This window comes from Muricauda sp. MAR_2010_75 (genome assembly GCF_000745185.1).
Lineage (GTDB): Bacteria > Bacteroidota > Bacteroidia > Flavobacteriales > Flavobacteriaceae > Flagellimonas.
Genome location: NZ_JQNJ01000001.1, coordinates 2,377,273 through 2,402,398, shown reverse-complemented (window position 1 = coordinate 2,402,398; position 25,126 = coordinate 2,377,273). Strand labels below are relative to the sequence as shown.

Annotated in this window: 31 protein-coding genes; 21 read left to right on the top strand and 10 right to left on the bottom strand. The window is 41.1% G+C overall.

The features are described from left to right. Positions 1–7 precede the first annotated feature (7 nt). The 11 genes from FG28_RS10680 (at position 8) to FG28_RS20140 (ending at position 9,314) form a co-directional block, all read left to right on the top strand. The gene (locus tag FG28_RS10680) at positions 8–1,468 is read left to right on the top strand and encodes a NupC/NupG family nucleoside CNT transporter (RefSeq protein ID WP_036382645.1); all 1,461 of its coding nucleotides are present in this window, start codon (positions 8–10) and stop codon (positions 1,466–1,468) included. A 77-nt stretch (positions 1,469–1,545) separates the two neighbouring features. Further along, positions 1,546–1,905, top strand: coding sequence for a four helix bundle protein (locus tag FG28_RS10675; RefSeq protein ID WP_036382643.1), 360 nt, complete (start codon positions 1,546–1,548; stop codon positions 1,903–1,905). Between the two features lie 43 nt (positions 1,906–1,948). Beyond that, entirely contained in the window at positions 1,949–2,773 is an 825-nt protein-coding gene (locus tag FG28_RS10670) for a thymidylate synthase (RefSeq protein ID WP_036382641.1), read from the top strand. 228 nt (positions 2,774–3,001) lie between these two features. Further along, a complete protein-coding gene (locus tag FG28_RS10665) occupies positions 3,002–3,604 on the top strand; it encodes a short chain dehydrogenase (protein ID WP_036382639.1) in 603 nt (200 codons plus the stop codon). Between the two features lie 181 nt (positions 3,605–3,785). Further along, positions 3,786–4,556, top strand: a complete 771-nt coding sequence (locus tag FG28_RS10660) for a HEAT repeat domain-containing protein (RefSeq protein WP_036382637.1) — start codon at positions 3,786–3,788, stop codon at positions 4,554–4,556. A 62-nt stretch (positions 4,557–4,618) separates the two neighbouring features. Beyond that, positions 4,619–5,647: an alpha/beta hydrolase gene (locus FG28_RS10655; protein WP_051947274.1), complete on the top strand. Its 1,029-nt coding sequence runs from the start codon at positions 4,619–4,621 to the stop codon at positions 5,645–5,647. A gap of 93 nt (positions 5,648–5,740) precedes the next feature. Beyond that, entirely contained in the window at positions 5,741–6,424 is a 684-nt protein-coding gene (locus FG28_RS10650) for a hypothetical protein (protein ID WP_036382635.1), read from the top strand. 137 nt (positions 6,425–6,561) lie between these two features. Continuing rightward, entirely contained in the window at positions 6,562–7,050 is a 489-nt protein-coding gene (locus FG28_RS10645) for a hypothetical protein (protein WP_156102259.1), read from the top strand. Between the two features lie 223 nt (positions 7,051–7,273). Then, complete coding sequence (locus FG28_RS10640) at positions 7,274–8,026, top strand: type 1 glutamine amidotransferase domain-containing protein (protein WP_036382632.1); 753 nt, start codon at positions 7,274–7,276, stop codon at positions 8,024–8,026. 169 nt (positions 8,027–8,195) lie between these two features. Continuing rightward, positions 8,196–8,417 (top strand): hypothetical protein, encoded by a 222-nt coding sequence (locus tag FG28_RS10635; protein WP_036382631.1) that lies wholly within the window; start codon positions 8,196–8,198, stop codon positions 8,415–8,417. 9 nt (positions 8,418–8,426) lie between these two features. Next, entirely contained in the window at positions 8,427–9,314 is an 888-nt protein-coding gene (locus FG28_RS20140; RefSeq protein WP_051947273.1) for a hypothetical protein, read from the top strand. Positions 9,315–9,443: 129 nt separating this feature from the next. Here the strand turns inward: FG28_RS20140 and FG28_RS10625 are convergent, their stop codons facing one another. Beyond that, the gene (locus tag FG28_RS10625; protein ID WP_231562617.1) at positions 9,444–9,686 is read right to left on the bottom strand and encodes a hypothetical protein; all 243 of its coding nucleotides are present in this window, start codon (positions 9,684–9,686) and stop codon (positions 9,444–9,446) included. Between the two features lie 89 nt (positions 9,687–9,775). Between FG28_RS10625 and FG28_RS10620 the strand changes: the two genes are divergently transcribed. From FG28_RS10620 to FG28_RS10585, 8 genes are all read left to right on the top strand, one after another. Then, positions 9,776–9,994 carry a helix-turn-helix domain-containing protein gene (locus FG28_RS10620; RefSeq protein ID WP_036382629.1) on the top strand — a complete coding sequence of 73 codons (219 nt, stop codon included), beginning with the start codon at positions 9,776–9,778 and terminating at the stop codon, positions 9,992–9,994. A 49-nt stretch (positions 9,995–10,043) separates the two neighbouring features. Beyond that, positions 10,044–10,472 (top strand): Dabb family protein, encoded by a 429-nt coding sequence (locus tag FG28_RS10615; protein WP_036382628.1) that lies wholly within the window; start codon positions 10,044–10,046, stop codon positions 10,470–10,472. A gap of 144 nt (positions 10,473–10,616) precedes the next feature. Continuing rightward, complete coding sequence (locus tag FG28_RS10610) at positions 10,617–10,889, top strand: DUF4242 domain-containing protein (protein ID WP_036382626.1); 273 nt, start codon at positions 10,617–10,619, stop codon at positions 10,887–10,889. A gap of 89 nt (positions 10,890–10,978) precedes the next feature. Continuing rightward, positions 10,979–11,470: a DinB family protein gene (locus FG28_RS10605; protein WP_197062587.1), complete on the top strand. Its 492-nt coding sequence runs from the start codon at positions 10,979–10,981 to the stop codon at positions 11,468–11,470. Between the two features lie 184 nt (positions 11,471–11,654). Further along, positions 11,655–12,017, top strand: coding sequence for a DUF2200 domain-containing protein (locus FG28_RS10600; protein WP_036382623.1), 363 nt, complete (start codon positions 11,655–11,657; stop codon positions 12,015–12,017). Positions 12,018–12,078: 61 nt separating this feature from the next. Next, positions 12,079–12,954: a DUF5694 domain-containing protein gene (locus tag FG28_RS10595; protein ID WP_036382622.1), complete on the top strand. Its 876-nt coding sequence runs from the start codon at positions 12,079–12,081 to the stop codon at positions 12,952–12,954. Between the two features lie 89 nt (positions 12,955–13,043). Then, entirely contained in the window at positions 13,044–14,204 is a 1,161-nt protein-coding gene (egtB, locus tag FG28_RS10590; RefSeq protein ID WP_036382620.1) for an ergothioneine biosynthesis protein EgtB, read from the top strand. A gap of 16 nt (positions 14,205–14,220) precedes the next feature. Beyond that, positions 14,221–15,186: an L-histidine N(alpha)-methyltransferase gene (locus FG28_RS10585; protein WP_036382618.1), complete on the top strand. Its 966-nt coding sequence runs from the start codon at positions 14,221–14,223 to the stop codon at positions 15,184–15,186. Between the two features lie 51 nt (positions 15,187–15,237). Here the strand turns inward: FG28_RS10585 and FG28_RS10580 are convergent, their stop codons facing one another. Together FG28_RS10580 and FG28_RS10575 are read right to left on the bottom strand one after the other, a co-directional pair. Continuing rightward, positions 15,238–15,534, bottom strand: coding sequence for an isoamylase early set domain-containing protein (locus FG28_RS10580; protein WP_036382616.1), 297 nt, complete (start codon positions 15,532–15,534; stop codon positions 15,238–15,240). A 141-nt stretch (positions 15,535–15,675) separates the two neighbouring features. Then, positions 15,676–16,770, bottom strand: a complete 1,095-nt coding sequence (locus FG28_RS10575; RefSeq protein WP_036382614.1) for an aminotransferase class V-fold PLP-dependent enzyme — start codon at positions 16,768–16,770, stop codon at positions 15,676–15,678. Between the two features lie 54 nt (positions 16,771–16,824). Here FG28_RS10575 and FG28_RS10570 point away from each other — a divergent pair, with 54 nt between their 5' ends. Further along, positions 16,825–17,217 (top strand): 2TM domain-containing protein, encoded by a 393-nt coding sequence (locus FG28_RS10570; RefSeq protein ID WP_036382612.1) that lies wholly within the window; start codon positions 16,825–16,827, stop codon positions 17,215–17,217. After that, complete coding sequence (locus FG28_RS10565; protein WP_036382610.1) at positions 17,214–17,705, top strand: dihydrofolate reductase; 492 nt, start codon at positions 17,214–17,216, stop codon at positions 17,703–17,705. Before FG28_RS10570 ends, FG28_RS10565 begins: the two co-directional genes overlap by 4 nt. A 3-nt stretch (positions 17,706–17,708) precedes the next feature. Here FG28_RS10565 and murI read toward each other — a convergent pair whose 3' ends face one another. The 7 genes from murI to FG28_RS10530 form a co-directional block, all read right to left on the bottom strand. After that, positions 17,709–18,488 (bottom strand): glutamate racemase, encoded by a 780-nt coding sequence (murI, locus tag FG28_RS10560; protein ID WP_036382608.1) that lies wholly within the window; start codon positions 18,486–18,488, stop codon positions 17,709–17,711. Between the two features lie 90 nt (positions 18,489–18,578). After that, positions 18,579–19,088: an OmpH family outer membrane protein gene (locus tag FG28_RS10555; RefSeq protein ID WP_036382606.1), complete on the bottom strand. Its 510-nt coding sequence runs from the start codon at positions 19,086–19,088 to the stop codon at positions 18,579–18,581. Positions 19,089–19,132: 44 nt separating this feature from the next. Beyond that, positions 19,133–19,966, bottom strand: a complete 834-nt coding sequence (locus tag FG28_RS10550) for an OmpH family outer membrane protein (protein ID WP_036382604.1) — start codon at positions 19,964–19,966, stop codon at positions 19,133–19,135. A gap of 95 nt (positions 19,967–20,061) precedes the next feature. Then, complete coding sequence (bamA, locus tag FG28_RS10545; protein ID WP_036382602.1) at positions 20,062–22,734, bottom strand: outer membrane protein assembly factor BamA; 2,673 nt, start codon at positions 22,732–22,734, stop codon at positions 20,062–20,064. Beyond that, a complete protein-coding gene (locus FG28_RS10540) occupies positions 22,706–23,446 on the bottom strand; it encodes an isoprenyl transferase (protein ID WP_036382600.1) in 741 nt (246 codons plus the stop codon). Before FG28_RS10540 ends, bamA begins: the two co-directional genes overlap by 29 nt. 1 nt (position 23,447) lies before the next feature. After that, entirely contained in the window at positions 23,448–24,131 is a 684-nt protein-coding gene (locus tag FG28_RS10535; RefSeq protein WP_036382598.1) for a DUF6089 family protein, read from the bottom strand. 112 nt (positions 24,132–24,243) lie between these two features. Further along, positions 24,244–25,125 carry an NAD kinase gene (locus tag FG28_RS10530; protein WP_036382596.1) on the bottom strand — a complete coding sequence of 294 codons (882 nt, stop codon included), beginning with the start codon at positions 25,123–25,125 and terminating at the stop codon, positions 24,244–24,246. Position 25,126 lies beyond the last annotated feature (1 nt).

The following is a 25,126-nucleotide window of genomic DNA, read 5'->3' as shown; positions in this document are numbered from 1 at the left end:
CAAATACATGGGGAAAAAGACCTTGAGTTTCCTGACACTAGTATTCGTTTGTACGGTTGCCCTCAGCCAAAATACACTCCCCACCGATTCCCTCAACACCGCCATTGGCACCACTATCATCAATGACATTTCGGTTCAGAATGCCCCAGAGATGATTCCCAACCAAGGATTTTCCGTCAACACCCTCTGGAGAGGCGCTTTGGGCATGGCCGTTTTAATTCTGATTTCTTTTTTGTTTAGTTCCAATAGAAGGGCCATCAATTGGAAAACCGTGGGCATTGGTCTTGCTCTTCAATTGTTGATTGCCATTGGTGTTCTCAAAGTCCCTTTTGTACAATATATTTTTGAAAAAATCGGCGAAGTCTTTGTCAGTATCCTTGATTTTACCCGGGCAGGAAGTCAATTCCTGTTTGAAGGGCTGGTCGTTGATATGGACACCTTCGGGTACATTTTTGCCTTTCAAGTATTGCCTACCATAATTTTCTTTTCCGCTTTGACTTCGGTGCTGTTCTATTTGGGCATCATTCAAAAAGTGGTAAAGGGCATGGCTTGGTTGCTATCCAAATCACTCGGAATATCCGGAGCGGAAAGTTTATCCGTGGCTGGAAATATTTTTTTGGGTCAGACGGAGGCCCCATTGCTCATCAAGGCCTATTTGGAAAAAATGAACAAGTCCGAAATCCTTTTGGTGATGATCGGGGGGATGGCCACTGTAGCCGGAGCTGTACTGGCCGCCTACATTGGATTTTTGGGCGGTGATGACCCTGTATTGCGTTTGGTCTTTGCAAAACACCTTTTGGCCGCTTCTGTGATGGCAGCACCAGGAGCCATTGTCATTTCAAAAATATTATATCCCCAGACTGAGGCTGTAAATACCGACGTAAAGGTGTCCTCAGAAAAAATTGGTGCCAACATCTTGGACGCCATTGCCAATGGTACCACCGAAGGTTTAAAGCTTGCCCTTAATGTGGGTGCTATGCTCTTGGTATTTGTCGCCTTTATTGCAATGATCAACGGTATTTTGGGCTGGTTGGGCGATTTGACCACTTTCAACAGCTGGATTGCCGCCAACTCCCCTTACGACAGCTTTTCGTTGGAAGCTATTTTGGGAACCATTTTCGCTCCACTGATGTGGCTCATCGGTGTGGCCAATGAAGATGTTATGCTTATGGGACAATTGCTCGGTATAAAGCTCGCCGCCAGTGAATTTGTGGGCTACATTCAATTGGCTGAACTGAAAGCTGTGACCAGTGATCTTCATTTTGCCTACAATAAATCAGTAATCATGGCCACCTATATGCTGTGTGGATTTGCCAACTTTGCTTCCATTGGTATACAGATTGGAGGAATCGGCTCCTTGGCACCCGGTCAGCGTAAAGTATTGTCAGAATTTGGCATGAAAGCCGTTTTGGGCGGTTCTTTGGCTTCTTTATTGTCTGCTACCATTGCGGGGATGATTTTAGGGTAGTAGGGTGAATGGTTAAAGGTATAAGCCGTTAACCAAAGTATATAAATCGACCTTGAGAATTAAAAGCGGTTATTGCTATGAGAAATTTTCGAGAGTTGAAGGTTTGGCAGGAAGCCAGAATTTTGGTTAAGCAAGTTTACCAAATAACAAAAGTACTTCCGAAGTCAGAAAAGTTTGGTTTAACGGCCCAAATCAATAGATGCGTAATCTCAGTTCCGGCCAATATAGCTGAAGGCTGTGCCAAATATTCCGATAAAGATTTTGTTCGATTTCTTCAAATCAGTTTAGGTTCTGCCTACGAGCTTGAAACCCATTTGCTACTTTGTGAAGATTTAGAGTTTGTTACAAGTGATGAAATCAGTATTGTTCTAGAAAAAACACAACGGTTACAAAAACGTATCTCATCGTTAATAAAATATAATAAGTCAAACCATTGACCTATTGCCCCTTTACGCATAACCCTTTAACTTTAACCCCACTATGAAACAATACCACGACCTTCTTAAACATGTGTTGGAACACGGAAACGCCAAGGGCGACCGCACCGGAACCGGAACTTTGAGCGTTTTTGGGTATCAGATGCGATTTGACCTCTCTGAGGGATTTCCAATGGTGACCACCAAAAAATTACACCTCAAATCCATCATCCATGAGTTGTTGTGGTTCTTAAAAGGGGACACGAACATTGAATACCTTCAAGAAAACGGAGTCCGAATCTGGAACGAATGGGCCGATGATAATGGTGATTTAGGCCCGGTTTATGGTCACCAATGGCGCAATTGGAACAGTGAGGAAATTGACCAAATCAAGGAAGTAGTGGAAACTTTAAAAACCAACCCCAACAGTCGTCGAATGTTGGTCTCTGCTTGGAATCCCAGTGTTTTGCCGGATACTTCAGTTTCCTTTGCACAAAATGTGGCCAATGGAAAGGCCGCACTCCCCCCCTGCCACGCCTTTTTTCAATTTTATGTGGCCGATGGCAAACTTTCATGCCAACTGTATCAACGTAGTGCCGATATCTTTTTGGGTGTACCGTTCAACATTGCCTCCTACGCATTGTTCACCCTAATGATGGCCCAAGTTTGCGGCTATTTACCCGGAGAATTTATCCACACTTTTGGAGATGCCCATATCTACAACAACCATTTGGAGCAAGTGCACCTGCAATTGGGTCGGGAACCACGCCCCTTGCCTACCATGAAACTAAACCCTGAGGCAAAAGACATTTTTGCCTTTACTTTTAACGATTTTGAGCTGTTGAACTACGACCCACACCCACACATCAAAGGGGTTGTAGCGGTCTAGAATTCTGATAAATCATTGCTTTAGTACTGGTTAAGACATTCAAATAGGTATTCCGCAATATTTATTTTTACATATCTAGAATTATAGATATATTTGTCTTGGACTTTTAATTAAACAATTCTATAATTCTCTATATATAAATATAATGGGATAACCTCAGCGTGAGTTCTATTTCATAAGTGATTACAGTTTTGGATTTCACGTTGGACACAACTTAAAGCAAATACTATGAAAATACTGATTATTGGAGGTGCTGGAACCATAGGAAGAGTCATTGTCTCTCACTTTTCACAGAACAATGAGGTTTTGGTAGCAGGAAGAACCAAGGGCGATGTTACGGTTGATATTGTTAATAGCCAATCTATAAAAGAAATGTTTGAAAAAATAGGAAAGGTTGATGCTATCCTATGTATTGCTGGAGAAGCCAAATGGGCCCCATTTGATCAACTCACCGAAGACGATTTTCATATTGGGCTAAACAGCAAATTAATGGGACAGGTAAATTTGGTAAGAATAGGGCAAAATTATTTAAACCCTGGGGGATCCTTAACATTGACCACGGGTATTTTGGCAGACGAGCCCGTCGTAAAAACAGCAAGTGCATCCATGGTCAATGGTGGAATACATAGTTTTGTAAAGGCCGTCGCTCTTGAAATTAAAAACGGCATCAGGGTCAACGTGGTTTCATCTGGAATGGTTGAGGATGCATACGATAAATACAAGGACTATTTTCCCGGACACAACCCCGTACCCATGAAAAAGGTGGTCAATGGGTATGTGAGAAGCGTTCTTGGCAAAGGAAATGGTGAAATTATTAGAGTTTATGAATGAGCATCTTTTGACAGTGATTGGCATAATTTACTGATTTCCATTACCCAACATTATATTTCCCATTTGGAAAATATGTTAAAAATTAAGTGGTATCTTCTTTGACCTCCATCATCTGTAACTTCATGGTTAGAGGTAAATCGATGATTTTGACTTCTTTGCGAACAAATTAGATAATCATTCTATGGGATTCTACGATTTATCAAAGGAAGAACGTGTTAAACGGGTTGAAAAAATCAAAAACAATATTCTATCCGACATTTCAGCGAACGAAGAAAATTATATTCTCGATTATTTTTCGGATGAGGATACCTACATCCGTAAAACAGCCTATTTATCCATTGGCAAACTGTTTAAGGCACACCCTAAACTTCAGTCCGCTATCATTGATAAGCTTAAAAATTTCATTGAATCAGATTCGGAAAAAGTCCGACAAACCACTATCAATGCGGCTGGGGAATTGGGAATAACCGACTTTGGCTTGGTCAGCAACTTTTTTGACCAAGGATTATTTGACCCCCATCATTCTGTAAGAAATGCAGTGATAGGATCTATTAAGAAAATGTCCGATAAAAACCCAATACCCACTTTAGAATGGGCCAAACGGTATCTTCATCACCCCAACAAGGAAATACGGCGAGAAATTTGTCACGGCATTGAGTTAAGAGGCCGAAAACACCCTCAAGACATTCTCCCATTGCTCAAAGAGTTGCAGTATGACCAAACCGCAAGGGTTAGAAATACCTTAATCCATGTGTTAGGTCAAATCGCCTATAAAAAAGGATGTTTGGAGACGGTAATAAAGGAACTCAATACTTGGGATAACCAAGAACTTGTGGAAAAGGCCATTGACGAGATTGTTGATGTACATGAACGCTACAAAAACTTTGCTGCCCTAACGCAACAAGAGGCCATCGTGTATATTGAAAAACATTATCGTCCTTTTGATACCTAACCCTATCTTTTTGTATTTCAATACTTTTACCTAATTTTTGAGAAATTTTTAAATAAAATAACGTGAAAAAATATACAAAACTACTGTTTGCTTTGTCGTGCTTTGCGTGCTTCTCCCAAGAAAAAAGTATCGATGAAGCCATGTATGTCAATATTGGAGGGATAGAGCAGTGGGTCACCATACAAGGAGACGATACAGAAAATCCCGTGGTCCTCTTCGTTCATGGCGGCCCAGGCAGCACCATGAGTCAATTTGAAAACAGCATGTTCAAAGGTTGGGAAAAGGAATTTGTTCTCGTGAATTGGGATCAACGGGGAGCCGGAAGGACCTATGGGAAAAACGCCCCTTCAGAAAATATCGAGGAGTTTTGGATGGAAAACCCGCTCACCGTGGAACTGATGGCGGAAGACGGTATAGCACTCACAAAATACCTTCTCAAATATCTAAACAAGGAGAAAATCATAGTGGTGGGTACGTCTTGGGGCTCCATTCTGGGCACCAAAATGGTTCATAAAAACCCGGAATTGTTCCAAGCGTATGTAGGACATTCACAATTTGTAAACTTTTCGGACAATATTTCCGCTGCCTATGAAAAAGTACAAGAGTTGGCCCAAAAAGAAAACGATACCGAAAATTTGGACATGCTCAACGCCATTGGCCCGCCACCGTACGAAAGCGCCAAAACGTTGGGGCAATTGCTACGGGTAATAAAAAAATACGAAGCCAAAAACTCCGCGGCCCCACCGAATGGTTGGTTCAACGTTGCTTCGGAGTATGACAATGAGGAAGATGCCAAGCATAGGTATGAAGGTGATGATTATTCCTTCATTCATTTTGCAGGCCATAAAAAACTTAACATAGCATCCATGGCAGCCGCTATTGATTTCAATACCAATGCGACCCACTTTGAAATTCCGGTGTACTACGTACAGGGAGAGGAGGACATTTTAACCTCAAAAGAAGTCAGTAAGCCCTATTTTGAAAAAATAGAAGCCCCAAAAAAGGATTATTTTCTGATACCCAATGCTGCCCATGGATTTAATGAAGCAGTAGTGGATAAACTGTACCAAATTTTGACCAAACACTTATAAGACAGTGCAAAAGGTGCTCACCATTAAAAATTTAGTGGTATCTTTTAAAAACAATCGTAATGATGCCAATTACGGATTATTAAATCCTAAAAAATGAAACGAATCATAGTCGCAGTTGCTTTAGCCGGAGTTTTAATTTCCTGTAATTCTTCTGGTAAAAACAAAAACGAAAACAGCGAAACCACAGCAACCGAAACCGTAAAGGACAGCACCGCAACACAAGCCAAAACCAACTACGTGGCCATTGATACAGAAGAAGCCTTGATTGCAACCTCCCTAATGGCCGCCCCTGAAGCAAGTCGGGCTGGATGCAAAGTTATTGGCTACAATATGGATGGGGAGTTTGTAACACTCCGGGAAGGGGATAACGAATTTATAGTACTTGCAGACGACCCTAAAAAATCGGGTTTCAATGCAGCGTGTTACCACAAAAGCCTGGAACCTTTTATGGCAAGAGGTCGGGAACTGCGTGCCGAGGGAAAAACAGGGCCCGAAATTTTCGATATTCGGGAGGAAGAGGCAAAATCAGGTCAATTGGATATGGGGATACCAGGGGCCACCCTTCACATCTATTATGGCCCCAATGATCGCTATGATCCTGAAACCCATAAAGTGGAAGGCGCAAAATACCGCTATGTCGTCTATTTACCCTTTGCCACTGCCGAATCCACAGGACTTCCCGAAAACCCGGTTGGACCCAACCATCCTTGGATCATGAATCCCGGAACGCATCGAGCTCACATTATGATCTCACCTTTGGCGGATGAGAAAGAATAGAGCACAAATCTTTCCGCAATACTTATACCTGACTTTACCTCTTTAATTGCCATACAGTAAGGTATTAAAGTCATCTTTTTGATTTGTTGTATTTTACACTTGCAACAAACATGTTTTGCACAATTAAACCGACCGACATGAAAAATTTAAAATTACATTTACCCCTACTGGTCCTAATGCTCAGTGTTCTCATTGGATGCGAAAAGGATAAAGAAACAGCGCCTGAAACAAAAACTCCCGACTCCGAATTAACGGCTCTGATAGCAAAACAAGTTGACAGTCTTTATGCGGTTTATGAGAGATTTGATTACGATTGGATTGAATTCTACGCTGACAACTATACTGCGATTTATCCCGATTCACCAATTCAACATCTAACCAAAGATTCCTTAAGAGCACAATGGGAGCAGATTTACGATAAATACGATGTGAAACTCATTGATCGTGGAAGACCCACCATCATACCGTCGGAAGATATGGCCATCTCGTATAACACCTTTAATGAAATATTCATCAATAAAGAAAGCTCAGATACCATTAAAAATGTGGGGACCTATATTATCAATTGGAAAAGACAACCGGATGATTCCTGGAAAATAGTGTTTGAAACTTTACAAAATCATTAACCCTGACAGCCACGGGATAATCATTGTCGGAACCACTTACCAATGCCTTTAAGTGTCTCCACCGCGCTTTGCACTTCCTTATGAGAAAAGGTGAAGACTAAATTTAGTGGTATCTTGTAATAGCGGCTAGCTCCAAATTGGACGTATATAAGCGTCGACATTAATTTAGAAAAACTGTAACATTCTCCTCCTTTGAGTGACCTACTGTAAAATCAATCAAAAAATGAAAAAAGGTTTCTTGGCCTTATGGGCATTATTAATTTTTATTTCCTGTAACAACGACAATGGTGAAAAGGGAAAAATATTGATTATCGTTTCAAATACAGAAGATATGGGTGACCCTGAAAAGCACTTTGCCGGGAACAATCTTTGGGAGGTAGCTCCCCCCTACCATATTTTTGTTTCCCACGGTTACCAAGTGGATTTTGTTTCGCCAACAGGTGGAAGAGTACCGTTTTCCATGGACACCCTAGGTATTAGTAGTTACACCATTAAGTATGAGAATTTTGGTAAGGTCGAAAATTCATTAACGCCCGATCAAGTGGACTATAAAAACTACAAAGCCGTTTTTATTGGTGGTGGGTACGGACCTTTATTTGATGTGGCCAACAATGAAGCTATATTGCCACTCATAGCCAAAATTTATGAAAATGGCGGCGTAGTGGGTGGTTGCGGACATGGACCCGGTGCTTTTGCAAATGTTAAGTTGAGCAATGGGAATTATATGGTTAAGGATGTGAAATTAACCGGGTTTCCGAATTCCACGGAGGTTACTAAAAGTTGGGCTGCTGAAGGAACGTTATTGCCCATCATGTTGGAGGATCAACTACGACAAAATGGAGCGTTGTTCCAGACCAAAAATGACCTGGCGGATAAACACGATGTGGTCATTGACGAGCGAATTGTAACGACCATGTTTCTTCCCTCCTCCACTTTAGTGGCCAAAGAAATGATAAATGAGATTGAAAAAAACTAATTTCTTAGCTACGTAACTACCGCAACCACTCCGCTTTACATCGCACTTCCCTACTGGAAAAGGTAATCACTGAAAATTTAGTGGTATCTTTTAACATCGTTTAGCGCCTAATTGAGGTGTATATAGATGTAAAACATATCTATATAAATAAGTTGCCAACAATTTTAAAATGACCGATAATAAAAAAATAGAAACTCTTGAGAAAGCAATTTCGAGTCTCGAAGTCTACAAAAAAGGCTTAAAGAAAGGAAATCTTCAAAGCTTTGAAAATTTAAAATCAAAAGTGCTTGGGGTTTTGACTGAAAATGAAAGAATAAGGTTTTCTCAAATCGAATTTTATTCAGAGCAAGATGACTTTGATGACATTATGAACGATGATTTACCATTTTAATTCAAACCAATGGCAATTGAAACAAATATTAGCGGGTTTGAACAAGCAAAAACACTTCTTTCAGATATCATTTTCAAATTAAAATCTGACAAGAAAAGTGAATCAGATTTACAGAAATTAAAACTACTTCAAGCTAGACATAACAATCCAGAGTTTGAAATGGAAATTGCGGAATTAATTTGTGGCGACAACAATAGTTTTCCTTATCGAAGTTCTTTTTTCCTAACAAAGTTTTTTAAAGATTTAGGATTTCCGTTTGAACACGATGGAACTACTAGAAGATTTTGGGTGAGAGATACTTTATTACTTCTAGATATTCACGACTTATCTTTAGTTTTCAGAAAAGGCCTTTTTAACAAAAGAGATTTTAAAAAGTATACGAAAGAGAACAAACTAGACTTTGATTCTGAATATCAAAAAGCTATTAAGGAATTTAAAGAAATACTTAATGATAGCTTGCAAATTGATGACGGTATGGATTTATCATACCTATTGGACTTAAATGTCAATGTTGAGTTACTTTTTGATAGAAAGACTAAAACTAATGACCAAGAATTGGACTCTCTAATAAACGAAGCCAAAGACAGGTTTTTTATTCCAAAAGACAAACAAATTGCTCTAGAAAAACTATGGGATGCTTTTGAGAGAATTAAAACCTATTTTGGTTCAAATAAGAAAAAATCATCTTCCGAATTAGTATCAATCGCATCTGATGGTTTCAATTTTGAAATCATAGAAAGTGAATTTAAGCTATTGACTAAAATTGGAAACGAATATAAAATACGACACCACGAAACAGACAAATTGGAAGTGTCAAAGTCGAAACATATTGACTATTTATTCTTTAGAATGTTATCATTAATCGACTTATGTATAAAAAGTATAAATGAAAAATAAAAACTATTGGCAGCAATGGCTATAAGTAATTGCTTGTTCTCGCCTACTTCTGAAAATCCTTGGGGATTTTCAGTTTTGTGTGTACCTGCCGGCAGGCAGGCTTGCTAAGTTTAACGCTAAACCACGCAACTACTCATAGCCGAAACCGTTACCCCGCAACCACTCTCCAATGCCCTTTAACGCCTCTACTACACTTTGCACTTCCCTACGGGAAAAGGTGTCTTCTTCCAAATAAAACAGCATCACCACCCCCAAGTCCAAAATTTTGGCCAGTTCTTCGGGTGAGCCATAGCTGTCCTTGACAACTCCTTTTAAATCTATTTTTGGTTGGCTTTTATTCGAATCACCCATCGTCACAACTAAATATGACATAAATATATCTTTTTATTTCAAATAGTCATAATATATTATGACGTTCTTTCTTTTTAATCTGTCCAATTTTGTTTTGTTAGTTCATTTTAATGTTGACAAAGCAAGAATTATCCATAAAAATTGGCAATCGAATTAAAGAACTCAGAAAGCAAAAGAACATTTCGCAAGCTGAGCTAGGAAGATTGTGTGGGCGGGACAAACAACATATAGAGCTTATTGAAAACCATAAAGTTTCTGCCAATGTTTTTACGCTCTACACCATTGCACTTGCACTTGAAGTTGAACTTAGCCAATTGTTCAAGTTTTAATTTTATCTTACCTTATTCCGCCATAAACCAATTTTAAAACCACATCCTTATGAAAAATCGTATCATCTCTATTTTTGCGGTAATTTTACTGTTTGGTTGTGGCCAAAAAACCCAAGAATCAACAAAAGAAGAAGTTGTGGAAAAGACTGAAGTAGCAACCGAAGCGGTTACCCAACCGCAATTGCGCCATGTGGTCCTGTTCAAATTTAAAGAGACCTCCTCTGAAGAAGATGTGGAAAAGGTAAAACAAGCCTTTAACGCACTGCCCTCTAAAATATCAGAGATCAAAGGCTACGAATGGGGCCTCAACAACAGCCCGGAAAATTTGAACAAAGAGCTTACCCATTGCTATTTATTGACCTTTACCAGTGAGGCAGATAGGGATGCCTACCTCATCCACCCAGACCATAAGGCTTTTGGAGAAGTGGCAGGCCCACATATTGCCGATGTGCTTGTAGTGGACTACTGGGCCAACTAATTTAGCTTTCATATCCATATAAAATCACCTACCGGAATTCTGCTAATCACCACTTTATTTAATACCTTTAAGTGGAGTCCAGAAACCACACAAAACGGGGCGTAACCCAAAAGCCAAACGAGTAGGAAACTAAATTGTAACGTCATGCCAAAATATGTCATTGAGCGGGAAATACCCGGTGCCGGTAATTTAACCGCTGAGCAGCTCAAAGGAGTATCACAGACTTCCTGTGGTGTTCTTCGCTACATGGGCCCAGAGATTCAATGGGTACAAAGCTATGTTACCGGAGACAAGATCTATTGCGTGTACATTTCCCCTAATAAGGAAATGGTGTTGGAACATGCCAAACAGGGAGGTTTCCCTGCCAATTTGGTCAGTGAGGTGGCCACCATTATAGACCCCACTACCGCTGAATAGGCCAATGCCACGATAGTTAATACTTAAAGTCACGACCAAATATTGGTACATGGCCAGATTGATTTATGGTCAAAATCACCCCGATAAATATGAGATATACGCCCCAAGACGGTTTTCCCTATTATTTTGAATTGGCCCAAGAGCAGGAACTCTCCGCACTTTTTGCATCAGTGAAGACCAATGCTTTGTTGGCGTCCATAGATGAAGAAAAAGCTGCGCATAGGTATGCTCCTGGTAAATGGAGCATTAAACAAATTGTAGGGCATATTACTGACCATGAGCGTATAAAAATGTTCCGTGCCTTTCAATTGAGTCGAAACCAAGAAGTGGAATTATGGGGGTATAATCAGGAGTCTTTGGTCAAAAACAGTCGATTTGATAAACTCACCCTGCAACAATTACTGACAGATTATGTGAATGTGAGGAAGGCCTCCCAAAGTTTTGTGGATACACTTTCCACCAATAAACTGCAACGAAAAGGGTGGGCTAAACAACATGAGGTTCGATTGGAAGACTTCCTAAAGTCGGTGATTGGACATGAAATTCATCATCTTAATATCATCAAAGAAAGGTATCTATAGCTACAACCCGACTGTAACAATCCCGAGGCGGCTAATCCAAAACAGAATGCTAATAGAGAAGTGCGGGTTTCCATATTTCGGATGAGCTTGTTGTGGATTATTGGACCAACTAAACCACATACGTTACGATAAACCCTAAGGTGAAATTTGTTACTTTTAATCAACTTTAGTTCAACGTTTTATCATGAAAGCCACACCAGAACACAATCAGCGAATCGCAAGAATGACCTTTGCATCGGTTTATCCCCATTATGTGACAAAAGTGGAAAAGAAAGGTCGAACAAAAGAGGAACTGCACCAAGTAATAACATGGTTGACCGGCTTTACGGAAAAGGACATCCAAAAATTGATTGATGAAAAAGTAACCTTTGAAACCTTCTTTGAAAAAGCTGATCTAAATCCCAATGCCCACCTCATAAAAGGAGTGATATGCGGTTATCGAATTGAAGAAATTGAAAACCCATTGACCCAACAAGTACGCTATTTGGACAAATTGGTAGATGAATTGGCCAAAGGCCGAAAAATGGAGAAAATCCTAAGATCCTAAAACATACCCTTTCAACTGTAACATATACTTTCTTGAAAGGTCTTTGTACAAAACAACTTCCATGATCAAAAAAATTCAATTTTCCCTGATTACGCTGCTTGTTTTTGCAAGCTGTACCTCCCCCACCGAAAAACCGGAAATTCAACAACCCGAAACCACAAAGCAAGCTTTGCTTGTGGGCACTTTCCACTATCACAACCCTGGTGCGGATGTGGCCAAAACCAAAAGTTTTGATGTCATGAGCGATGCCTCTCAGGCCCAGCTGGAGGTGATTTCAGAAAAAATAAAGGAGTTTAAGCCAGACCAAGTGTTGGTGGAATGGCCCTATGACCAGCAACAGGAACTGGATTCGTTGTACCAACTGTATTTGAAGGACAACTATTTTGCCAACGACAGCCTTTCCGACTTTTACCTAAAAAACGAAATCTTCCAGTTGGCATTCCGAGTCGCCAAAAAAGCAGGTTTAACCTCTGTGAAGGCCGTGGATTATCGCGATACCGATTTTCCTTTTGATAGTTTAATGACCGTTGCGGCCAAACAAAAGCAAATAGACCTGCAAAACTATTTTACAGATGGCATAGAGCGTTTTACACAAGAGTTTGATGAAAAAATTGAATCGGGAGCCTCTCTACTTGATATTACCTACTATCTCAATTCGGAGGAACTTAGAAACTTTAGCAACGAGCTACAGACCCAAGTGCCGCTCCTGGTAGGTGACCGGGATAATTTTGTTGGGGCGTACCTTGCTTCGGAATGGTATCGCCGAAATTTGTACATGTGGTCTTTGGCGCAAAAAGCCACTGAACCCAATGACAAACGGATAATGCTGCTTCTAGGTTCCAGCCATATTGCACTGATCAAGGATTTTATTGATACAAATGGGGATTGGAGTACAGTGGAATTAAAGGAAATTATGGAAAAGCGGTACAATCCTTAGCCTTTGTTCCCAGGTAAGGATTTCTTCAAAAAATCGACCGAAATAGCGTCAATTCAATAATCCTTATCTTTAAAGAGCAAACGTTTACCATGATTCTTACCGATTCCCTTTTGGATTTCTTTTTGGAAACCAGAAAACATTCCGAAACCATTTGCCAACCTTTGGAAATTGAAGACTATGTGGTGCAGCCCATTGTGGATGTGAGTCCACCCAAATGGCATTTGGGGCACACCACTTGGTTTTTTGAGGAATTCATTCTAAAACCGCATGCCAAGGGTTACCAACAGTTCAATGCCGATTTCTCGTTTGTCTTCAACAGCTACTACGAAACCGTGGGCAAACGGGTGGTCCGTTCGGATCGGGGGAATCTGTCGCGTCCCTCGGTGAAAAAAGTATACGAATATCGAAACTATGTCACCGAAGCCATCAAGGACTTCTTTTCGGAACCTCAGAGTGAAGAGCTCCAAAATGTTTTGGAAATTGGAATCCATCATGAAAAGCAGCATCAGGAACTCCTGCTCACGGACATCAAATATATTTTAGGAAACAATCCGCTTTTGCCCACTTATTCGGATGCATTTGAAGACCATCCGAAAGAGACGCACACCCAAGATTGGATTTCCATGGATGAAGGCGTGTATGAGGTTGGACATAATTCGCAGGAATTTTGCTACGACAATGAATTGGGAAGGCATAAAGTATATCTGCAACCCTATAAAATTTCCAACAAGTTGGTCACCAACGGGGAATTTATTGAATTTATTGAAGCCGGTGGCTACCAACGCTTTGAAATTTGGCATGCCGAAGGCTGGGATTGGGTGAACCAAAACAACATCAACGCGCCCCTATATTGGCATAAAATTGACGGTTCATGGTGGCATTATACCGCAAAGGGACTCCAAAAAGTGGATTTGGAAACCCCTGTGACCCACATCTCCTATTATGAGGCCTTTGCCTATGCCCAATGGAAAGGGTTTCGGTTGCCCACAGAGTTTGAATGGGAAGCTGCCCAACAGTTTTTTCCGTGGGGCAAGCGCTGGGAATGGACCGAAAGTGCCTACTTGCCCTACCCCAACTATACAAAACCCAATGGTGCCTTGGGTGAGTACAATGGGAAATTCATGGTGAGCCAGAAAGTGCTCCGTGGTGGTTCCGTGGCAACGCCCACAAAGCATACACGGCATACCTATCGTAATTTTTTCCATCCGCAGCTACGTTGGCAATTTACTGGATTAAGGTTGGCACAATAATCCCGACTTAACTGTTATGCGATCAAAAACCACCACATTTACATCCGTCTTTGAACAAGAGGTGTATGAAGGACTTACAGCCCATCCCAAATACCTATCCTCCAAATATTTTTACGACGAGGTAGGCGATAAACTTTTTCAGGACATCATGGCTATGCCTGAATATTACCTCACGGATTGTGAATTCAATATTCTGGAAGCGAACAAAGCCGAAATCGTTGACCTATTTTCTGGTGGTGGAGAACCATTCAGCCTATTTGAATTAGGGGCAGGTGATGGTAAAAAAACGAAGATTTTACTGCGGCATTTGGTGGAACGGAACCTTCCATTTGATTATAGGCCCATTGATATCAGCCAAAATGCATTGAATGAACTGGAAACCTCACTGCACAAAGAAATTCCGGAAGTGGTCATAAATCCGCTGCAGGGCACTTATTTTGATACGCTGCGCAACATTGGGGAGAGCAATGGACGGAGAAAAGTGATTTTGTTCCTAGGTTCCAATATTGGCAATCTGTTGCATCCACAGGCGGTGGAATTTCTCAAAAATATGAGGAGCGCCATCAACCCTGACGACCTTATTTTTATGGGATTCGACCAAAAGAAAAACCCGCAGACCATCTTAGATGCCTATAACGACAAAGCGGGAATTACCGAAGCCTTCAACAAGAACATCCTAACCCGTATCAACAAAGAAATGGGTGGTAATTTTGATCTAGACAAATTTTTACATTGGGAAGTCTATGACCCCCAAACTGGAACGGCGAAAAGCTATTTGGTTTCCAAAGAAAGACAAATGGCCCATATAGAAAGTTTGGATTTAGAAGTCCCGTTCAAACAATGGGAGACCATCCACACCGAAATTTCACAAAAATATGATGATGCCGTGGTAAAATGGTTGGCCGGAGAGGCTGGGCTAGAGATTGCCACCTCCTTTTCGGACCAGGAAGAAAACTACAAAAATTACGTGTTCACCAAATGAACCAAAACCGCCATTGAAGTTGGGGAGCTCCAATGACGATTGATTTTTTTTTTACACTTCCAGAACGGCGTTCTCGGTTCCGGCGTAATCGTTCCATTGAAAACGGTCTGCCTCTTCATCGTTGGTATAACTACCGTCAATAAGGTATCTGAATTCGTAGGTGTTCTCTTTGGGAAGTTCAAAGGTTCCTTTGAAAGTTCCGTTTTTTAGCTTCTTCAAAGTGCTCCCTTTAGGGTTCCAATTGTTAAAATCGCCCACTACGGCCACTTTGTCCGCCTCTTCTGCCGGAACGGTAAAAGTCACCTTGCAAACAGGCTTGCTTTTTAGGTATTGTTTTTTTATTGCCATGGTACTAAAAATTTTAATTCCGGTACAAAGCAATACATAAAACTGCTTATTTACAATTCGTTAAGTTCGATTTATCATATTGATAAAATGCGCCTAACAATTGGGTTACTTTTATCAATTTAATTCCATGTTTTTTACCAATTATCCTTTTGAGGCCCAACGCTTTAAAAGTGTTTCAACAACATCTATCTCCTCTTCTGTATTGTAAAAATGAAAGCTCAAACGTATACCCCCTCCCCGCGGTGAGGCGACTACATTTTCCTCCGTTAATTTATTGAACAGTTTCTCGTCTCCCTTTATATTGAATATGGTGCTGTGCTGCTTTCTTTCCAGTACACTTTGTTCCAAAAGTCCCAATTCTGAAAAAGCATTTTTTGCTTTGTTGGACAGTTTTTGTAAATGTGCCTGAATATCCTCCAAGCCGATCTCATCCAAAAAGTTGAGTGCAAATTCCAGGCTTCCAAAATTGAAGGAATCCAAATGACCCGGTTCCAAATATTTGCAAAATGGAATACTGTCCCTCTTGGACAGATCATTGTTCACGGAGCCATTACCGATACCTTTAAGTTCAAATTGGTCCATAACGGCATCTTTCACCAGAAAAAAGGCGTTACCATAACCGGCCAATAGCCATTTGTAGGTGCTCGTGCCTAAAATATCGAACCCAGATTTGTCAAAATTGAAGGTCTCCGTACCACAAAACTGGGTGCCATCACCAATAATCACTAGGTCGGGGAAATCATTTTTCAATTGCCTTATAAAATCAAGGTCTATTTTTAACCCGTTCACCCATTGCACCACGCTTAGAGCCAACACATCAATGCTTCCGGTTTTTACCTTTTTATAGATGTTTTCCTCCATGTGCTCATCGATGTCCACATACTCCCTATTGAAATTTCGGGTCTCAAAGGGCCAGTTTACGGAAGGGTAATCGTTTTGGAGCAATAAGACTTTTTTCTCCTTGGAAAGTCCTTCCAGAAGCATATTCATCCCCAAACTAAAATTGGGCACCAAGGCCACATTAGTTGGTTTGCAATGAAAAAAGTTACCAACGGTTTTCTTGATCTCAGGCATGTGGGCAAAGCCTTTGGCCTTCATTTCGCTACCACCAATAAGAAAATCAAGATCGTGGCCTTGTCGCCATTCCATTAAATCTTCACTCAAAAGGCCTGCAGAAGCTGTATTGGCATATAAACATTGATTTAGGACAGGAAATTTTTTTCTTAGACTTTGCATTGCAGAGGTTTTGGGAACAATTCAATTATCTTTGTTGTTAAAGATAGCCATTCCATGTTGTCCTTTGGTAAAAAGAAAAAGACAGAAATAGATTTAAAGCAGCACGAACTTCTGGAAAATGCCCAAAAGCGCATCAAACGGAAGAAACGACTGTTTTCCCATTTGGTCATTTTTTTGATTGGAAGCCTTTTTTTGGTACTGGCCAACAAAATCCTGAAGTACGGTGAAGCTTACGACTGGTCCATTTGGGTGATTATTTTCTGGGCATTTTTATTGGTCTTGCACACCTTTAACGTATTTGTAACCCACAAGTTCATGGGGCAGGATTGGGAACGCAAGCAGCGTGAACGTTTGGTGGAACAACAGAAAAAGCGCATTGCCGAAATCCAAAAAGAAATCGATACGGACTTTCCACTTTCCAAAATAAATAAAAAAAAAGAGCTGTGAAGCGACTGATTATTATAGCCGCTGCCGCAGAGAACAATGCTTTGGGGAAGGACAACGATTTGGTCTGGCACCTTCCCGATGATTTTAAGCGGTTTAAGGCCCTTACCACAGGCCATAAGATCATTATGGGCAGAAAGACGCTGGAAAGCTTTCCCAAGCCTTTACCAAACCGTGAGCATATTGTGGTTACCCGAGATAAAGACTACACGCCTAAGTTTCCGTGTACCATAGTACATTCTCTTGAAGATGCCATTGATTTGGTGGGTAATAATGAAACCGCTTTTATTATTGGTGGTGGTGAAATTTATAGGCAATCCATGTCTTTTGCCACTGATATGGAACTCACCCGGGTCCACGGCACTTTTGAAGCGGATACCTTTTTTCCTGAAATCAATCCCAATGAATGGGAGTTGGTGAAAGAGGAACATCATCCAAAAGATGATCGACACCAATACAGTTTTACCTATCTCACCTACACAAAAAAATAAGGCTCAGAAATCCAAATAGGAAATTTGGGCGTTGTCATCATCCACTAGGTTCCTCAAGACTTCAATACCTTTATTGGAACAAAACAGGTGTTCCCCAGGTTGGCCTTTGGTGTTCAATAGTTGGTTTTTCTCCAAAACCGCTTTGGTCTGCCGTGCCACGGCCTCACCAGAATCAATAATGCTGATATGGTCTGGAAGTATATCTTGTAACAAAGGGATTAAATACGGATAATGGGTGCAACCCAAGACCAAACAGTCGATATCCTGCTCCAACATGGGCCTTAAAAAGGAAAGGAGCAATCCGCGGGTAACCACCGAATTGATTTGACCGCTCTCAATGAGTTCCACTAAACCCTTTCCCTCTTGCTCCACCACTGTAATACCTTCAGCAAATAGCTTTGAGGTGTTGTGGAATAGACTACTGGATAAAGTACCCTGGGTGGCCAACACCCCAACCTTCTTGGTTTTTGTATGAAGTGCCGCGGGTTTAATGGCCGGTTCAATACCTATAAACGGAACGTTGTAATGCGTCCGTAAGTAATCAATGGCATTGGTTGTAGCGGTATTGCAGGCCACAACAATGAGCTTACAATCTTGCTGCAATAAGAATTCTGTGTTCTTTATGCTAAGCTGAAGGATTTCTTCTTTTGATTTTTCACCGTAGGGAGCGTTGGCACTATCGGCCAAATAGATGGTATTTTCATGGGGCAACATTTTTTTGATTTCCTTCCAAATGGAGGTGCCCCCAACACCTGAATCGAAAATGCCAATGGGTCCGTGCATATCCAAAAATAGATACTTAAAGTTTTATAAAAACAAAAAAACCGCTTTTCCTTTTAGAAAAAGCGGCTTATAAAATTTTATACATTGTGCTTAGAAGCCCAATTCCTGCTTAACAGCGGGCAATAAGTCCTTTCCTTTAGCTACGATCAAGCTCAAGCCCGGGCTGGCATCGATTACATAATCGAATCCTTGGGCTGCTGCCACTTTCTCAATGGCATTCTTTGCTTTTTCTGAAATAGGGGCGAACAATTCTTGTTGTTTCTTCTGCAATTCTTGCATAGCAGCTTGTTCGGCTTCTTGAATATTCCTTTCAAAACCTTGAAGCTCCAATGCTCTTTCTTCATTTTCCTCCTTGGTCTTGGCAGTGGCTTCGTTGGAGTATTGGGTATACTTATTTTTAAGTTCGGTCATGGAACTTTCAATGTCCGCTCTGTAAGTTTCCTGCAATTTTTTCAACTCGGCTTGGGCAGCCTTCATCTCCGGCATTTCAGACAATAGTTGCTGTACATTGACGTGTGCAACCTTGCTCTGTGCATTTACAAAACCCGTAGCCGCCACAAACAATACTAGGGCCACAGCGATTCTTTTTACATTTTTCATGATTCTACGTTACTATTTTGATGTTAAATTTAGTGCTCCACTATTTACTGTTGTATGGAATCCTTTTGTTGTTCTTGCGCTTTTTCACGCTCTTCCAATCTGGCTTTGCGTTTGGCCTCGCGCTCTTCCAATAATTTTTTTCTTCGCTCCTCGTAGGCTTTTTTGCGTTCTTCCCTGAGCCTTAACTGTTCGGCTCTTCTATCTTCCACTGCTTGGGCATTGGCCTGTTGAATGGAATCGGTTCTTTCTTGTCTTTCTCTTAGGGCATCACTGATTTCATCTTCTCCTTCTTCTTCTTCAATAAACTGCTCCAACCTATTTTGTTCTTCTTGTTTTCTGTTGGAGGCGCTTATTTTTCTAGTGCGTCCTATCTCTCTTAAAACCAAGTCACTAATATCGTGCCTTTTTTCGGAGTACAACATTACAACATCTGCTGATTTATCAAAAATAAAATCGTATCTTTTATTGCCTCCGATTTTTTGGACTTCATTGAACACTTGGTCCTGAATAGGCTGAATCAACAGCTTTTTTTGCAGCACCAAATCCCCTTGTGGACCAAAACGGTCTTGTTGATAGTCCAACATTTCCTTCTCCAAAATCTGAATTTCCTCTTCACGTTCGGTGATGAGTTCATCTGTCAATAGCACTTTTTCGGCCATTAAATCTTTTTTCATCTGCTCAATGACGCTTTGCTTCAGCTCAATCTCTTTCTTCCACTTTTGCGCCTTGGCTTCCAACTGCTCGGTGGCATCCCTATATTCTTCCACATTTTCTAGGATATATTCCATATCCACATATCCTATGCGCACTCCCCTTTGGGAAAAGCCATAAAAGGATGACATCAAAACAAGTAATGACAAAAGAACTTTGGTATTCATCTTTATCCGTTTTTACATAGAAAATATCGTGCCAAAATAACTAATTAATTTAAAATGAGCTATTTATAAATTACAAAGCGCCTATTTTCCTTTAATTAAAACTGCTGCCCGATGATGAAGTGCGTTTGCCAGCCACTTGGCCCTATTGATCCTGGTTGGGCATCTGTATCGAAACCGTAACCGAAATCAATTCCCAAGAGACCGAATGCCGGCATAAAAATACGCAGCCCCACTCCGGCAGATCTTTTTAATTCAAACGGATTAAACTCACTAAAATTGTTGAAAGCGTTCCCTGCCTCCAAAAAAGACAATGCATAAATGGATGCGGAAGGCTTAAGGGTTAGCGGATAGCGCAATTCCAAAGAGAATTTATTGTAAATGGTTCCCCCATCTCTTTCTAGGTTACCCGTAATTGGGTTGGTACTAAACGGCGTTAGGGAACTGTTTTCATAGCCTCTTAACTGAATTACATCCCTACCGTCCAAGGTAAAGTTTCCTAGACCATCACCTCCCACAAAGAAGCGTTCAAAGGGAACCGCTCCAATATCGTGGTTGTAAGCTCCAAGGAACCCAAATTCTGCATTGGTGCGCAATACCAGTTTGTCCACCAAATTGGTGTACCAATCTCCCTTAAATTTTATTTTGTAGAACTCCAATAGTTTAAAGCGCTCTTCCTCCATTTGTTCTAAATTGTCACTCAATTGCGCAAACTCCAATTGCTCGTCTATATCTGTTGGATTGGAACCAATTTCCAAAAGTCTTTCAGTGGTTGTCCTGATATCCTCTCTAATTTGCTTATAGTCCTTTGAACTGAAAAGCGAATACGGCGGTGTAAATTTGGCCGTAACCTCAAAATTAGATCCAGACATCGGGAATATCCTATTAGGTCCTTGGGAACTACGTGAAATCCCCAAAGTATAACTCAATGAATTTGAACTTCCATTACCAAAATTGAAAAGTCCATTACGATATTCCTTGAAATCATATAACTGATAGCTCAAGGCGTGGGAAACGGTAAAATAATCATCGGGCCACTGCACCCTTTTTGCCAATCCAGCCGAAACCCCGGTAATGGAAAACCCTCTGCTCTTGTCAACTTCAATTCTACCCCGACTACTAAAGTCGGTGGCAAATTGCTGGGTTCTTGAGAGTGAAAGATTAAAACGTACCGGTTTTTTACCCCCTAACCATGGTTCCGCAAAATTTAAACTGTACACACGGAAGGTTCTGCTGGCCTGTAAGCGAAGCGCAAAGGTTTGCCCGTCACCCATAGGAACTGGTTTGTAGGCCTCTCCATTAAAAATATTCTTTAATGAGAAGTTACTGAAGGAAAGCCCCAGGGTTCCAATAAAACCGCCACCACCAAAACCGCCTTGTAGCTCTATCTGGCTAGAGCCTGCTTCCACAAGGCTGTAATTTACGTCTACAGTTCCCTCATTTGGGTTGGGGTTTTGAATATCCGGTTTTATCTGCTCGGCATCAAAGAAGCCCAATTGTCCCAATTCCCTGATACTCCGTACCAAATCATCCTTGCTGTATTTTTGACCGGGCCTGGTGCGTAACTCCCTGAAAATTACGTGATCATTGGTTTTATCGTTCCCAGTTACGGTCACATGGTTCAGAAAGGTTTCTTTTCCTTCTATGATTCGGATTTCAAAATCTATAGTATCATTAACCGCAGATACCTCAACTGGGTTGATACTGGAAAACAAATACCCATTGTTCTGGTAAAGGTTCGTCAGGTCGTTGGCATCTGGTTTGGAGTCATCCGCTACCCGTTCCTTGAGCAATACGCCATTATACGTTTGTCCTTTTCGAATCCCCAGGACTTGGCTCAATTGCCTATCGGTGTATACTGTGTTCCCAACAAAATCAATGTCCCCAAAATAGTATTTGTCCCCTTCCTCGACCTTTATTTTTAAATCGATGTTCTTTTCATTGACTCGAACAAAAGTATCAGAGAGCACCCGGGCATCCCTGTATCCTCTTTCGGCATAGGTGTCCACCAAATTGGAAAGGTCTTCCTCATAGTCTTCTGCTATGTACTTGGACTTCTTCCAAAAACGGTAGAATTTTTTCTTTTTGGTGTTTTTGAGTGATTTTCTAAGTCGTTTGTTTGATAGCTTTTCGTTGCCCTCAAAAGTGATTTTTCGAATTTTTACCTTATCGCCCTTATTAACATTGATCACCATATTCTCCGTATTGGTGGCCGAAGTATCGGGCGCAGTGGCTATGTTCACTTTGGCATTGAGGTAGCCTTGCTTTTTATATTTGTTTTGAAGGTAGTTTCTGGTATTGGCAATCAAGCTTTCGGTAATTTTCTTGCCTTTTTTAAGGTCTGTATCGTTGATGATTTCCTCTACCTTACGCTTTTTAACCCCGTATACCGTTACATTGGCCAAGGTTGGACGTTCGGTGATGTTCAATTCCAAGAAGATCTTGTCGTCCTCAATCTTGGTGTAGTACATCTCCACATTGCTGAACAGTTCCAATCCCCACAATTTCTTGATCACAGCACTGATCTCATCACCGGGCACGGTAATGGGTTGACCCACACGAAGGCCCGTATAGGTTTTTACCGTCTGCTCATTATAACTTTGCAGACCAGTGACCGTAAGTCCTCCCAAAATATATTGCTTTCCGTCCTCAAAAGGGATATCCTGGGCAAAGCCCTGGCCGGAAAAAAGTAATAAGGGGAGAAGTAATTTAAGGTATGGTTTTATGCAGTTTTTTATACCTTTAATTGAGTTGTTCGCTAGTTTTTCCAAATCGTCGTTCTCTATTTTGGTAACTTAATATTGCCTCTACCAAATGATGCTCTCTAAAATCAGGCCAAAATACATCAATAAAATATAATTCGGCATAAGCAATTTGCCAGAGTAAAAAATTGCTTATCCTATGTTCACCACTGGTACGGATAAGCAAGTCCACATCTGGCAAGAAATGCGTGTAAAGATGTGTATTTATAACGGTTTCATCAATATTTTCGGGTGAAATTATATTATTTTTAACTTTGGTACTTATCTCTTTTACAGCGCTTTTTATCTCATCCCTAGAGCCATAGCTCAACGCCAACGTAAGGATCATACCGGTATTTTTTGATGTTTTTGAAATGACTTCGGAAAGTTCTTTCTGGGCTTTTTGGGGCAGGGAATCAATTTTGCCAATAGCCTTTAGTTTAATGTTGTTCTTGTTAAGAGTTTCCAACTCCTTGCGCAATGAGGCCACCAAAAGTTTCATCAAGGTCTGCACTTCCACTTTTGGTCGATTCCAGTTTTCTGTGGAAAAAGCATAGAGGGTTAAACATTGGATTTGCAGTTTGGCACAGTTCTCCACGGTGTTACGCACTGCCTCCACTCCATTTTCATGACCAAAGACACGGAGTTTGCCGCGTTGTTTGGCCCATCTGCCATTGCCGTCCATAATGATGGCAATGTGTTTTGGCAGTTTCTCTTTGTTAACCTCGTCTAGCGTGTGCATTTTATTGAAAACAATCCTGGCAGGGCTTGCGTCCAAAGGTATACGTTAATGTAAAACCTGTGAAAACATACCAGTCATCGCTCAATATATTGCCGAATCTAAATTGCTCAAAATTGGAACCCTCGGGGTTACTTGCGTCCAAATTGTCCGTAAATGTATACCTGGCTCCAATTTCGGCGCCAAGAATCAGGAATTGATTTAACCGATACTTTGCCCCAACCGTCATTGGAATTGCAAAACTACCTTCTTTTTGGTTAATATCCTGCACTTGAAGGGCATCAAAATACATAAAATCATACCTAAAGTAGGTAAAACCCGTGTAAAGATAGGGTGTGAAGGCCGGTCCGAGCTTATGAAGATTATACTCCACAAAGTTAAATTCCAACCCTAAAGAAGCCTCAAGGATGGAATTATCCATTACATAACCACGCTGTTGACGGGATTGCATGTGGGATTTTGCATCGTCTGCAGTAAAGTCGCCATACAAAACACTGGCTCGCCATGCATATCGTTTGCTCTTGTTCCATTTAAAGATTCCACCGAATGCCGGGCCGGATGGCAAGATGTAATTGGTCCTTCCCACATCCCCAATCATATTGACTCCACCAGCAAAGACTCCTATCTCATAGGTTTGCGCACTTACCTTGAGTATACAGCACAAAAAAATAGCCAAAACTATTCGCATACTATCCAAAAAATTTCATGTATTAAGAGTAAAGGAAGGTCAATACGTATACTGTTAAGATTGTTCTCCTTTGTTAAACAGTTTTTAGTGCCATTTATTGTTTGTGAACCGTTCAATTCCTCCGATCTTCCCCCCAGAGCAATTTGTTGCGAAGTGTTTTCCAAAAACTTTCCGATGTGTATTCAATCATCTTAATGGTAAAATTGGACTTTTTTATTTTGATTTCCTTGCCATTGGGAATATCGGCAATTCTTGAATCCAAGGAAACCAAATGGGTCTGTTCCCTTCCCGAAACCCGTAACCGTATTTCGGTATCGTCCGAAATGACCAAAGGCCGCGCGTTAAGATTATGTGGAGCAATCGGGGTAAGCACCAAAGCTTTGGCTGATGGGGCAATAACAGGTCCGCCACAACTCAACGAATAGCCGGTAGAGCCGGTCGGTGTGGAAACAATGAGACCATCAGACCAATACGATGTGAGATACTCATTGTTCAAATAGGTTTCAACGGTAATCATGGAGGTAGTATCCTTACGGCTTACGGTGACCTCGTTCAGGGCAAAATTGAGTCCCTTGAACTCATCCAAATCGGAATTGAGCTCCACCTCTACCAAGGTGCGCTCTTCAACGGTGTAGTGACCAGCCATAAACTCGGTGACCAGCTTGCGGACACTTTCTTTTTTAAAGGTGGATAAAAACCCAAGTCGGCCCGTATTTACTCCCACAATGGGAATTCCATAGTCCTTTATATAAGTGACCGCGCGCAACATGGTGCCGTCCCCACCAAAACTCACGAACATATCAAAGGTGGAATCCAATCCTTCGGATTGCGAAAAAGTACCTTTAAAAAGGTCTTTTGAAAAACCGGAAACCAATTGAACAAATTTTTGTTCGATGTAAACCTCAGCGGTTATCTTTTGCAGCTCATCCAAAAGTTCCAACATACAAGTTCTGTCCTCGTCCAGAAAAGTTTGACCGTAAATAGCGACCTTCATG

Excerpts from the sequence above, each read along its gene's own strand:
- FG28_RS10640 (WP_036382632.1), top strand. The coding sequence starts at position 7,274 with ATGAAAAAAGGTTTCTTGGCCTTATGGGCATTATTAATTTTTATTTCC.
- FG28_RS10610 (WP_036382626.1), top strand. The coding sequence starts at position 10,617 with ATGCCAAAATATGTCATTGAGCGGGAAATACCCGGTGCCGGTAATTTA.
- FG28_RS10585 (WP_036382618.1), top strand. The coding sequence starts at position 14,221 with ATGCGATCAAAAACCACCACATTTACATCCGTCTTTGAACAAGAGGTG.
- FG28_RS20140 (WP_051947273.1), top strand. The coding sequence starts at position 8,427 with ATGGCAATTGAAACAAATATTAGCGGGTTTGAACAAGCAAAAACACTT.
- FG28_RS10535 (WP_036382598.1), bottom strand. The coding sequence starts at position 24,131 with ATGCGAATAGTTTTGGCTATTTTTTTGTGCTGTATACTCAAGGTAAGT.
- FG28_RS10620 (WP_036382629.1), top strand. The coding sequence starts at position 9,776 with ATGTTGACAAAGCAAGAATTATCCATAAAAATTGGCAATCGAATTAAA.
- FG28_RS10665 (WP_036382639.1), top strand. The coding sequence starts at position 3,002 with ATGAAAATACTGATTATTGGAGGTGCTGGAACCATAGGAAGAGTCATT.
- FG28_RS10635 (WP_036382631.1), top strand. The coding sequence starts at position 8,196 with ATGACCGATAATAAAAAAATAGAAACTCTTGAGAAAGCAATTTCGAGT.
- FG28_RS10540 (WP_036382600.1), bottom strand. The coding sequence starts at position 23,446 with ATGCACACGCTAGACGAGGTTAACAAAGAGAAACTGCCAAAACACATT.
- egtB (WP_036382620.1), top strand. The coding sequence starts at position 13,044 with ATGATTCTTACCGATTCCCTTTTGGATTTCTTTTTGGAAACCAGAAAA.
- FG28_RS10645 (WP_156102259.1), top strand. The coding sequence starts at position 6,562 with ATGAAAAATTTAAAATTACATTTACCCCTACTGGTCCTAATGCTCAGT.
- FG28_RS10680 (WP_036382645.1), top strand. The coding sequence starts at position 8 with ATGGGGAAAAAGACCTTGAGTTTCCTGACACTAGTATTCGTTTGTACG.
- FG28_RS10625 (WP_231562617.1), bottom strand. The coding sequence starts at position 9,686 with ATGTCATATTTAGTTGTGACGATGGGTGATTCGAATAAAAGCCAACCA.
- FG28_RS10660 (WP_036382637.1), top strand. The coding sequence starts at position 3,786 with ATGGGATTCTACGATTTATCAAAGGAAGAACGTGTTAAACGGGTTGAA.
- FG28_RS10530 (WP_036382596.1), bottom strand. The coding sequence starts at position 25,125 with ATGAAGGTCGCTATTTACGGTCAAACTTTTCTGGACGAGGACAGAACT.
- FG28_RS10555 (WP_036382606.1), bottom strand. The coding sequence starts at position 19,088 with ATGAAAAATGTAAAAAGAATCGCTGTGGCCCTAGTATTGTTTGTGGCG.
- FG28_RS10670 (WP_036382641.1), top strand. The coding sequence starts at position 1,949 with ATGAAACAATACCACGACCTTCTTAAACATGTGTTGGAACACGGAAAC.
- FG28_RS10605 (WP_197062587.1), top strand. The coding sequence starts at position 10,979 with ATGAGATATACGCCCCAAGACGGTTTTCCCTATTATTTTGAATTGGCC.
- FG28_RS10615 (WP_036382628.1), top strand. The coding sequence starts at position 10,044 with ATGAAAAATCGTATCATCTCTATTTTTGCGGTAATTTTACTGTTTGGT.
- FG28_RS10575 (WP_036382614.1), bottom strand. The coding sequence starts at position 16,770 with ATGCAAAGTCTAAGAAAAAAATTTCCTGTCCTAAATCAATGTTTATAT.
- FG28_RS10600 (WP_036382623.1), top strand. The coding sequence starts at position 11,655 with ATGAAAGCCACACCAGAACACAATCAGCGAATCGCAAGAATGACCTTT.
- FG28_RS10570 (WP_036382612.1), top strand. The coding sequence starts at position 16,825 with ATGTTGTCCTTTGGTAAAAAGAAAAAGACAGAAATAGATTTAAAGCAG.
- FG28_RS10650 (WP_036382635.1), top strand. The coding sequence starts at position 5,741 with ATGAAACGAATCATAGTCGCAGTTGCTTTAGCCGGAGTTTTAATTTCC.
- FG28_RS10550 (WP_036382604.1), bottom strand. The coding sequence starts at position 19,966 with ATGAATACCAAAGTTCTTTTGTCATTACTTGTTTTGATGTCATCCTTT.
- FG28_RS10675 (WP_036382643.1), top strand. The coding sequence starts at position 1,546 with ATGAGAAATTTTCGAGAGTTGAAGGTTTGGCAGGAAGCCAGAATTTTG.
- FG28_RS10595 (WP_036382622.1), top strand. The coding sequence starts at position 12,079 with ATGATCAAAAAAATTCAATTTTCCCTGATTACGCTGCTTGTTTTTGCA.
- murI (WP_036382608.1), bottom strand. The coding sequence starts at position 18,488 with ATGCACGGACCCATTGGCATTTTCGATTCAGGTGTTGGGGGCACCTCC.
- FG28_RS10580 (WP_036382616.1), bottom strand. The coding sequence starts at position 15,534 with ATGGCAATAAAAAAACAATACCTAAAAAGCAAGCCTGTTTGCAAGGTG.